At 55.1% G+C, this 9,727-nt stretch carries 12 protein-coding genes; all 12 read right to left on the bottom strand.

Annotated elements, in window-relative coordinates:
* Window position 1: 1 nt before the first annotated feature.
* On the bottom strand, window positions 2–376 hold the full coding sequence (locus tag QQM41_RS03610) for a hypothetical protein (protein ID WP_339077733.1): 375 nt from the start codon (window positions 374–376) through the stop codon (window positions 2–4).
* Window positions 377–399: 23 nt separating this feature from the next.
* A complete protein-coding gene (locus QQM41_RS03605; protein ID WP_339077732.1) occupies window positions 400–834 on the bottom strand; it encodes a hypothetical protein in 435 nt (144 codons plus the stop codon).
* Window positions 835–927: 93 nt separating this feature from the next.
* Window positions 928–2,211, bottom strand: a complete 1,284-nt coding sequence (locus QQM41_RS03600) for a phage tail tube protein (protein ID WP_408874573.1) — start codon at window positions 2,209–2,211, stop codon at window positions 928–930.
* A 42-nt stretch (window positions 2,212–2,253) separates the two neighbouring features.
* Complete coding sequence (locus tag QQM41_RS03595) at window positions 2,254–2,703, bottom strand: hypothetical protein (RefSeq protein WP_339077730.1); 450 nt, start codon at window positions 2,701–2,703, stop codon at window positions 2,254–2,256.
* Window positions 2,700–3,140, bottom strand: coding sequence for a hypothetical protein (locus tag QQM41_RS03590; RefSeq protein WP_339077729.1), 441 nt, complete (start codon window positions 3,138–3,140; stop codon window positions 2,700–2,702). The genes QQM41_RS03595 and QQM41_RS03590 overlap by 4 nt, the downstream gene beginning before the upstream one ends.
* The gene (locus tag QQM41_RS03585; protein ID WP_339077728.1) at window positions 3,140–3,463 is read right to left on the bottom strand and encodes a hypothetical protein; all 324 of its coding nucleotides are present in this window, start codon (window positions 3,461–3,463) and stop codon (window positions 3,140–3,142) included. The genes QQM41_RS03590 and QQM41_RS03585 overlap by 1 nt, the downstream gene beginning before the upstream one ends.
* Window positions 3,463–4,137: a phage head-tail connector protein gene (locus QQM41_RS03580; protein WP_339077727.1), complete on the bottom strand. Its 675-nt coding sequence runs from the start codon at window positions 4,135–4,137 to the stop codon at window positions 3,463–3,465. The genes QQM41_RS03585 and QQM41_RS03580 overlap by 1 nt, the downstream gene beginning before the upstream one ends.
* 39 nt (window positions 4,138–4,176) lie before the next feature.
* Window positions 4,177–4,410, bottom strand: coding sequence for a hypothetical protein (locus QQM41_RS03575; RefSeq protein ID WP_339077726.1), 234 nt, complete (start codon window positions 4,408–4,410; stop codon window positions 4,177–4,179).
* 1 nt (window position 4,411) lies between these two features.
* A complete protein-coding gene (locus QQM41_RS03570) occupies window positions 4,412–5,761 on the bottom strand; it encodes a phage major capsid protein (protein ID WP_339077725.1) in 1,350 nt (449 codons plus the stop codon).
* A complete protein-coding gene (locus QQM41_RS03565) occupies window positions 5,762–6,721 on the bottom strand; it encodes a S49 family peptidase (protein ID WP_339077724.1) in 960 nt (319 codons plus the stop codon).
* A 1-nt stretch (window position 6,722) separates the two neighbouring features.
* Entirely contained in the window at window positions 6,723–8,000 is a 1,278-nt protein-coding gene (locus tag QQM41_RS03560; protein ID WP_339077723.1) for a phage portal protein, read from the bottom strand.
* A 2-nt stretch (window positions 8,001–8,002) separates the two neighbouring features.
* Window positions 8,003–9,727: a terminase TerL endonuclease subunit gene (locus tag QQM41_RS03555; RefSeq protein ID WP_339077722.1), complete on the bottom strand. Its 1,725-nt coding sequence runs from the start codon at window positions 9,725–9,727 to the stop codon at window positions 8,003–8,005.

Below are 9,727 nucleotides of genomic sequence, written 5' to 3'. Positions count from 1 at the left end.
GCTATCTTTTCCTGAACGTGTGTTGCAGATCTTCCGTGATCTGCTGGTTACGGATCTGGATGAACGTCTGATCCATTGATTTGACGAGTTGGAACGTGAAGTCTGTTTCCGCCTCATTCAGCCGGCGCATCTGGCACCAGCGTAGGATCTCGGCATCAGCCAGTGGCTGCGGATAGGCTACATTACGAATGGCCCCCATACCCGCGCCAAAACCCTCTGGACGATGCAGGCGCGTGCCAGCTACGCCATGCCAGCACCGCCAGGGCAGCATATTCGCTGGCTCCGGATCAACTTTCCGCAGCCACGCATCCCATGCGTCCCAATCATGTTCTGGCGGTGGCAGCACGCCGCAGCGCCCTGCAACCGGCCCATCCACCAGATGCCAGCGCAGGGCGGCTATCAGTTTCCCTCAGCGGCCTGAAGCTGCTCCTTGGTCGCACGGCCTACAGAAGCCGCAGCCTGCAATGCCAGGGCAAGCAATGCCCGGTTTTCGCGGTGCGTGATCATTTCCTTGAAGGTGGCGATATCAATCGGGGTGCCATCATCGTTTTCCAGACCCTGCACATCAATCAGGCACTTTTCGCTCAGCGCCTGCGCCTGACACGCATCATCCATGGAAGGTGGAAGATTATTTTCATTCACCGGCACATCGGTAGCAGATAGGCCGGTATTATATTTGATGGCAGCCGCACGCCGAAGTGCCCACAGACGGTCTGCATAATCTGCCGTCATGCCCTTGGTGACGATGGTGAACTGATCTGTCACGCCAACGGTAACGGGTGTGCCCTCAGCGATTGCAGCAGCATTGCGGGCAAAGGAAGAAAGTCGAGCCATTGTGTAAAACCCTGTGAGTTATGGGTACGAATGAAAAAGGGTCGGACTATTATTCCGACCCTTTGCGAAACGAGTTTTCCAGAAAACGAAAGATCAGGAGCCGGTAGGCGCAACACCACTCAGACGGAAAATGGCGAATGTGCCACCACCACTGACCGGATTGGCTTCAATATCAAACGAGGCCTTCACGGTCTGATTGGTCTGTGAGCTGTTGACCTTTGCATTTCGCAGAGCGGCATTCAGGAAAACAAAGGCATATCCGTTGCCATTGTTATCGACTGTTTTTACGACAATCGGTCCCTGCGTACCTGCCAGGCACGCATTGTATTCATCCCAAGTGCGGAAATAGAATTCGAGACTTCCTGATGCAGTAAACTGGCCTGTACGCACGCCACAAGCATCATCATGGCCCATACCGTAATCGTTGCCAGATCCATCACGCGCCAATGTGCAGGTAAACTGCGTCAGGCATCCTGCTGGGGGATTGCCAAAGACGGTGGCGCCCAGGAAATTGTTGACCGAGTTATGCACATCGCCAGATGGCGCAGGGAGCACAGCGGCAGCAATATCTGTGGTAGATTTTGTTTCGTTCGCACTGGTCACATCCACGCTGACAGTACCAAACTGCGCCTGCTGCAACTGGAATTGCACCTGCGTCACTAGACTGCCTGGATAAAGCAGGAAATTACCCAGAAGTTTTTTGCGGATGGTGAATGTTTTATCAATATTACCATTCGTGATGCCATTAAACACAGCCGTTGCACCACTGGTTGCCACAACGTCTTTTGTAATGGAATTTAGTGCTGCACTTTCAACGTAAACCCCATTAGTTCGCGAGGGGAACTTCCTATAATTCGCCAGAATGTTGTTGATGCCATTAGTTGGGTCATTTATTAAAACCATTCCCGCAAATGGAAGGTTCTCCAGCTGCGACAGGTTCGGCAATACAATAAAGTTATAACCTTCGTAACCATCAACATTTTTCGCAGCTAACCACTGGATATATGTTCCAGATGAAGATGCGCTGCCTGAAGATGTAAATGTGATGCTATTCCAATCTGCCCCCATCACACCGGCAATCAGGTCATCAAACGTGCCAGATGACAGCGCACCGGAAATGGTGCCAGAGGCGGAAACCTGCGTGACGACCGACTGAGAAACTTCCTTGAGAGCATTGATTTCTTCTGGACGGGCCGTTGTCTGTGCGCGTGAGAAACTTTCACCCGTAATACGCAGCGCCTGATAATTTCCTGTAGGCGGCGTGGCGTATGTCGTTTCCAACGCAACATCCATGCGCGTATCATTGGTTTGCGCACCTGCGGCCAAGCCGGCTGTGGCTCCAGTAAAAGCCATGATTACCTCAATAAAAAAGGCCACCCGAAGGCGGCCTGTGTTGAACGAATGGAAACAGGATCAGCGTTAGCTGGCAGGCGTTGGCGTGCTTTCTGTTCCGCTGGAAGCTGATGTTGCTTCAGTGCCAGTCGCTGCTGGTGCTGCTACTACGGGCTTTTCATCCACCGGCATCAGGCCGAGACGGAAACCCATATACTGAGACATGGATAGACACAGATTGGAGGCATCACACAGCGCAGAAACAAGCTGCTGACCATCTGGAACCCACGGCTGATCTGTGCCGCCAACCTGCGCCAGAACCGTGTAGCTTTTGCCTTTTTCGGCATCCGTTACAGGCGAGAAATCTGGCAGGCCGCGCACTTCATGATACAGCCACGCGCCATAACGCAGGCCTGCACCAACGGTGGGTGCAATCAATGCCAGGGCGGAAGTGGTGCTTTCGGCTTCTACAGCAGCGCCGGAAAGCTGAAACTGGCCGGAATTGGCAGCGGTTTCGATAAGAGGAAAGAATTTCATGGGGTTTGTTCCGTAATATTCTGCCAGCGGTAATCCACCATCAGCGTGGCGACGTACCAGTTACCTGTCTGGGCAAGAAAAGAAGGTGGCGTGTAATTCTGGCCATCGTAAAACAGACCATCAGGCCAGCATTTATCCGGATCTACCGGCTGGGTGCGAAAGGCCGCTTCAAACGCATTCATGATGGACAGCACGGTGGGTGTGTTCATCTTGCCCTGCGGTATCCAGAGCATGATGCAGATCTGTCCGCTTTCCTGTGCCTGCTGATCACCTAGTTCCAGGCTTTCTATGCTGGAGGATGCCAGATCCAGTGCAGCAAAGGCTTTCAGCTCACTGGAAAAATCCCAAGTCAGAGGATCACCGATTAGCAGCCCTAGATTTGCTGCCACGGTACTGGCGCGGGCATAGGCATCATTCCAGACTGTTTCCGAGGGCATTAGTCGCCTCCTGCTGCAATCAGCGTCCAGCCGCAGATGGTCGCACCGTCATAAACGGGCGTTGCATCTGTCAGCGTGTAGGTTTTGGGACCATCCTGAAGGTAGAATTGTGCCCGTGGCGTCACGTTGGCCGCATTCAGTTCATCCGCCAGCGTCTGGGCAATGAACGGCGCCTTGGGCATGCCGTCCGCCAACTGTGACGACTGCGGCGGCGGTGCATACGCATGCAACGTGACCGGATTGCTGCCATCCCGTGCCGTGAGCACCATCTGGCGGCCACTTCTGGCAAGCAGCCGCTTGCGGGTTTCGGTAATCTGGCCCATCAGGCCATCCAATCCGCAGCAATGCCAAGCCGATCCAATGCGCCAACGGCATCTGGCGTCAGTCCACCAACGGTAGGATCTAGCGTGCCATAGGATGCCGAGCCCACCCCTTGCGTGCTTTCTGATTTCAGAAGTGGGTCACGCCCAGCGGCGCAGCTGAGCATCTGAATGGTGCTCAGGCAGCCAGAAGCCACAGAAGCGGGCAGAGTTTGCACCTGCAAGGCTAGGAGCGGGTTCTCTGGTGTAGGAATATCCATACCAGGCAACAGAAAGCCCGCTATGTAGGCGATATCCACCACAACGGGCCTATGGAAAACCATTTGCCGTGGCGGCAGGAATGCAGATGCCATGATGCGTGCGTTCTTGCGGTCAACATCGCATTCATCCAGCGGGCCAGACCATGCCACCCCATCCACAGATGCAGATAGAATGGTGGCAACAGGCCCATTGGACAGATTGACGCCCGGAATGCGCCCACGCAGCGTCCAGCGTTCCCGATAGGTCTGGAGCGCCAACGGACGCCCCAGATAATCGGTAAAGCAGCCAGATGCAGCAGTGATAAGCTGCCCAAGCCGGGCATCTTGGCTGTCATCCGAGATCTGGAGATATGTTTTCACACTCTCCAGCGTTACCAGATCTGTTTTTTCGGCAGGTGTAATGACTGCAACTGTCATACTGCACCCCAAACAAAAACGGCCTCTGTTAAGAGACCGTTAGGATTTGCCATTTTCTGGCGTTTCTGGCTCATTTTCAGCCGGTTTTTCCTCATTTTGAGGTGTTTCCGGCTCTTTTTGGCCCGTTTCTTCCGGTTCAGGCACCGGCTTTGCAGTGCCTTTTTTGGCAGCCACGATGCCATCAGCCACGTTATCTGGAAACATGCCTACATCACCCTTGTTGTAAACGGCACCAATGCCGCCACAACGGTCTGTAAAGGTCACAATTTTCATTTTACTGCCCCGCAACTGCGCCAGGGAACCATGCAGCCCCCGTCAGCACCGCAATGGCGCTATCGTAACGCGTGTTCAGATCCACAGCCTCAATCACACGCACCAGCGTTTCATCATTCTGGAACGCAGAGCGCGTTTCTCCTGCGCCATCCACGTAAGATGCCTGTGTGCTGACGGCCAACGTGGTCTGGAAAGCATCACCGATCAGGATCTGGGCAAAGTCTGCAAAATACAGCTCAGATTCATTGCCGGCAGTGCCAAGGTTATCAGGCACAGAAGTGGTGCTGGCATAGGGGAAAGCGCCAATCCGACCATCTGCAATTTCAGGGAATGCCAGAGCGCCTGTGGCGGTTTGAAGCTGACTCAGGAATTCCACCAGGGTCGGGTTAATGATGTAACCCGGAGACTGCATGGGCACGTTATTCTTGGTGAGTGCCAGACGGAGTTTCCCAAGATCATTGCGCACATTCTGCACGTTTACTGTGGTATTTGCTGCAATGACATTGGCGGCATTAGCCAGGTAACGCAGACCAGCGGGCGCAAAATTGGAAGCTGCCCCGCGAATGAACTGCTGATCTTCCGCAATAGCCACAGAACGCGTGACGTCATTATTCACCAGATTGTCTGTCTGGATCGAATTGTAACGCAGCAGATCATTGGTGATCGGCACCAACGCCCCCAGTTTCTTGGCCTTCATTGCCACCATATCCACCTGCGGTGCTGATGTTGGCACGGGCGCGCGTTCACCCAGCCATTGGGCATTAGATGTGCCGGTTTGCTTACGGAAAGTCAGATTGCCATTTGGCATCGGCACGGAAACTGCACCCATTTTCCGAACAGCCACAGCAGGACGCAGGGCCTCAATCAGATCTGTGGAATAATCGGTATTAACCAGGAAGCCACCCTGCACATCCACAGACTGTTCCATGTTGTCAGCCGCAGCGGCAGCGAAAGTGGAGCCCCACGTTTTTTCTGAAAAATCCAGAACAGCACGCATGCCGCCCTCACCACGGGTGGCAGCAACAGCCTGCACCAGACGAGAAAACTTGATGCCGGGGGCAAGATTCTGTTCAGCCTGCGCCGGAACCGTAGAACGGCTACCAGGATTTCCTGCAGGGAGAGGCGCAATCGGACGCGCAGCTGCTGCACGGCGGCGCTCCATGTCAGTTTCTCGCTCAATACTGGCTGTCAGGCGATCATCTTCTGCCCGCAACTGGTCATATGCCGCGGTTTGCTCTTCCGTCAGATCGCCAGTCTCATTGTTTGCTGATTCAGCCAGAATATTGTCCATTTCGGTATGCACTTCGGCCTGACGACTGCGGAGTGCTGTGATGCGGTCACGAACGGGCATTTATGCGTGTCCTTCTGCGAGTTTCCGGCGCGCTTCCAGATCCGCCATTGCAGCGGCGCGACGTGGAGCGGATTTTACCGGCGTTTTTGGAGGGTTTGCGGCACCAAGCTTGGCCAAGGTGGCCGAAAGCGTGCTGATACCATCGGCCATTCCGGCTGAAATGGCGCTGTTTGCCACCTTCATGCCGCCTTGGCCGAAATTCTGTTTTACGTTGTCCACCGATGTGTGGCGGCCCTGTGCGACAGCCTGGAGAAATACGGCCTCCAGATCATCCAGCACGGTGCGGATCTGCGCCTGATCATCATCGGATGTGACGTCCAACCGCTTGTTAGGGGCATTGGAGCTGACAATATCCACCTCCATCATGCCGTTTGCGTCTGGCTCCACCTGTTTTGCGCCAGACATGACCACACCGATGGAGCCAACCAGGGCTGTATTATCCATCAGGATGGTGGAACACTGGCTTGCCAGCCAATAGGCGGCAGATGCAGCCATACCGGGCACAAAGGCCGTGACAGGCTTGCTGGATGCCGCAATCTGGCTGGCCATGTCACTCACACCCGTGGTGACGCCGCCGGGGCTGTCAAACACCATGAGGATCTGCTTGACGTCCGCACTGGATAGCGCCGCCTGAAGATCTGCCGACAGGCTGTTGAGGTCTGTAGCGCCTGAAAACTCTGTCAGCAGATTGGCACGCGGGAAAATCGGCCCCATGACAGGAATGGTGGCAACGCCCTGCTTGTTGAGCGTGACGTTGTTTGTGCCGTTCATGCGCTTGCCGGTATCAGCCACGGCTGAAAGCATGGTCTGATAGCGTTCTGCATGCCCATCAGCCCGTAGAACATCCAGCACGGGGGCTTCCAGCGCACGGGCAGCAATGGCTTCAATAGCGCCTAGATGTGCGGGAAGGATCGCCCAGGGCTGTGCCCTGATCGCTTCCAGCGCATAATATCGTGTCATGTCAGCTTCCTGATTCTGTTCCGGCTGGGGTTTCGCCTGCCACACCGATATTGATTGGTCGCCACAGCTCAGATCCGACATCACCGCCTACGGGGTTCAGATCGAAATTACTGCGGGCCTCATCCGTGTTCATCACGCCCGCATTACGGAGAGCAGAAACACCCTGAGCACGATCCAGAAAGCCGCCTTTCAGCAGATCAGACGGATCATGCTTGAAAATGCAGCCTGTATCCGCAAAGGCATGCATGGCGCTATCCGCCACGCGTGCGAAATGCGGGCCAAGGTGATAGATCACGAATTCCAGAGACTGCTGCTCAATATTCCCGAACGTGGCCTTGGACAGTTCGAAAATCAGATGCGGCGGCACACCCCATGCACGCGCAATATCCAGCACCTGGGCAGTGCGTGTTTCCACCAGCTGCCCATCCTTGTTGTTCATGGGCATGTAGGTGGCTGTCAGACCACTCCCCAGAACCGCTGGCGTGCCTGCATTCATGGGGCCTGAATAGAGTGATTGCCAATCTTCCTTGATGGCCTGTCGTTCTGGCTGACCAATTTTACCTTGCGTGGTTAAGATGACTGGCGGCTGGCCGTTATTGCGCCAGTAATTCTGGACATAGGTGGCTGTAGCGATGCTCTCGCCAAATGCCTCTTTCATGTAGGCGATAGGGCTGAGACCTTGCAGGCCGTTCCGGCTCATGCCGCTAACGTGCCAGATATCACGCGCTGCAAAGCGCCCAGACGAGCCATCGGGCAGGGTGGTATCATAAAACATGCTTTGCCCGGTTGCTCGCTCGAATGACTGCAACGGCAATGTGCCAAACGGATCAAGCCGCGTAAGCGCCACAGGCCGCATAAAGGCATCCCGCGAGACATACGCGTAGAAGTTTCCGGCCATCAGCAGATCACTCATCAGGATTTCCCGAAAAGCAAACCGGCTTTGCGCGTCATTTGGCCGCCCGTTCATCAGCTGATAGAGCGGATCATCCGTCAGCCGGTGCGTGCCAGTGCCATCGTGCCGGCAATAGTGCATAGGCACCATGGCAAACACGCCAGACAGGATGCGCAGGGCCTGCATAACGGCAGGCAGAGAAAGCGTGGTGCGCTCATTGACCAGCACGCCAGAGCGGGAAGGCCCACCCATTGGAAACGAAACCCATGGCCCACCTGCCTGAAAATTATCAGCAGGAGAGCTGACACCAGCTTCCGCATGAAGGCGAGGCTCCCGGCGTGCGGATACCGGCGGCCCAGATCCACGCAGGAAATCCAGAAGCCCCATTATTACATTCCTTCGTAAACGAAACCTTGTTCAGCTCCATGCAGAGCCACACCCAGCGCCATGATCAGAGACACGGCACCGTCAATCTTGTTTTCCACTCGCTCTTTGCGCGGGTAGATGTTGTCCTTTGCATCCGTGTGGCAGACCACGTTGGAGATGCACCATTCCAGAACCGGGTTGCCGTCATGGTGCAGCCTTCCGGACAACACCAGGGCCTCTAATTCTTTCATGGCTTCGGAAAAGTTCTGCACGGTCTGGCGGTATTCGCGCATGGGCACATCTTTTTCAGACATGCGCTGCGCCAACTGGGTAGCCTGCCATGGGTCATAGGCAACATCCGTGACGCTGAAGCTGTTTTTATCTTCCAGAAGGCCGGCTTCGACTGTTTCAAAGTCTGTCACGTCACCCGGCGTGGTCTGGAGATACCCGTCAATCGCCCAGCCCTGATATTGCGCGTTTGCTGCCTCATCTACAGCCCGCTGAGGCAGGTAGAAGGTGGCAAAGGCGTAATAGTGCGTCACACCATCTATCTGGCGCTGAAACAGCCGGATTTTGCTTGCAAGGTCGATCTTGCTGGCCAGATCCAGTGCCTCAATGCAATCATCACCGGCAAAATCATCAATAGACAGCCCATAATCAGCGCATTTTTTCCATGCCTGCATGTCCATCCATGCCTGATCCGCATTCACCCAGACATCCACATGCTTGGTTTTGAAGTTATTCTGCGCACTGGCAAGCTGCATGGCCTTGTTGGCAAGGCCTGCAACGTAGTCCGGCATGACAGAAACACCCCAGTTCGGGTTGGCTTTTTGCCACGAGGCAGGATCTGTCCAATCATCACCATCATCTATGGTGTAGATGATGCCGAAAAATTGCTCATCTTCCGCCTGATCGCCTTTAAGCGGGTAGGGGCTCTCTTCCCAATCCACCAAAACCTTGCGCAGCACGGCTTCCAGATAAGTCCAGAGCTCATAACCAATGCCGGATCTGTTTGATCCTGCCGTGGTGATGGCCCAGATCAGGGACTGGTCACGCTTGCCGGCACCAGTTTCCACCACGTCATACACTTCACGGGTTTTATGGGCATGCACCTCATCCAGACACCCAAAATGGATGTTCAGGCCGTCCTGTGTATCGGCATCACGCGAGAGCGGGCGAAAAATGCCATCATTGCAGGCCGAGATAATCCCGCGCTGCTGAACATCCAGCCCATACTTGCGTGCCAGTGGCGGCGTTTTACGCGTCATGGCCTGGGCATCGCCAAACACGATCTTGGCCTGATCACGCGTGGTGGCCGCAGAATAGACCTCTGGCCCAGGTTCCCCATCAGCCGTGAGCATGAACAGCGCCACGCCAGATGACAGCGTGCTTTTGGCATTCCCACGCGGCACGCCGATAAAGGAGCGCCGGAAGCGCCGGAAGCCCGTTTTCTTATGCAGCCACCCAAAAACCGTGGTCAGAATAAAGCACTGCCAGCCTTCAAGCTCTATCAGTTCGCCATCGCGGGCCTTGGGGCCTTTGATATGCGGCATAAGCTCCAGAAAGCGACAGACGCGCTCGGCTTCTTCCTTATCAAACCGATACGGCCATTTCTTCTGCTTAGACCGCGCCAGATCCTGCTGTTGCCGTCTGCATGCAGCTACCACCTGCCATGAAGCCGGAATTTTCCCAGACAGAACATCCTTGATGTACCGCTGCGCTTTCCGAATGTAGGGGTAGCTGGCCAT

This window comes from Acetobacter sp. AC2005 (genome assembly GCF_037901235.1).
GTDB classification, from domain to species: Bacteria; Pseudomonadota; Alphaproteobacteria; order Acetobacterales; family Acetobacteraceae; genus Acetobacter; species Acetobacter oryzoeni.
Note: the sequence above shows the minus strand (reverse complement) of the source record. Positions and strands in the feature narration are given on the sequence as shown.

Bases quoted from the DNA above. Each gene is read 5' to 3' on its own strand.
- QQM41_RS03575 (WP_339077726.1), bottom strand. From the start codon at position 4,410: ATGAAAATTGTGACCTTTACAGACCGTTGTGGCGGCATTGGTGCCGTT.
- QQM41_RS03570 (WP_339077725.1), bottom strand. From the start codon at position 5,761: ATGCCCGTTCGTGACCGCATCACAGCACTCCGCAGTCGTCAGGCCGAA.
- QQM41_RS03555 (WP_339077722.1), bottom strand. From the start codon at position 9,727: ATGGCCAGCTACCCCTACATTCGGAAAGCGCAGCGGTACATCAAGGAT.
- QQM41_RS03585 (WP_339077728.1), bottom strand. From the start codon at position 3,463: ATGGGCCAGATTACCGAAACCCGCAAGCGGCTGCTTGCCAGAAGTGGC.
- QQM41_RS03560 (WP_339077723.1), bottom strand. From the start codon at position 8,000: ATGGGGCTTCTGGATTTCCTGCGTGGATCTGGGCCGCCGGTATCCGCA.
- QQM41_RS03590 (WP_339077729.1), bottom strand. From the start codon at position 3,140: ATGCCCTCGGAAACAGTCTGGAATGATGCCTATGCCCGCGCCAGTACC.
- QQM41_RS03605 (WP_339077732.1), bottom strand. From the start codon at position 834: ATGGCTCGACTTTCTTCCTTTGCCCGCAATGCTGCTGCAATCGCTGAG.
- QQM41_RS03595 (WP_339077730.1), bottom strand. From the start codon at position 2,703: ATGAAATTCTTTCCTCTTATCGAAACCGCTGCCAATTCCGGCCAGTTT.
- QQM41_RS03580 (WP_339077727.1), bottom strand. From the start codon at position 4,137: ATGACAGTTGCAGTCATTACACCTGCCGAAAAAACAGATCTGGTAACG.
- QQM41_RS03565 (WP_339077724.1), bottom strand. From the start codon at position 6,721: ATGACACGATATTATGCGCTGGAAGCGATCAGGGCACAGCCCTGGGCG.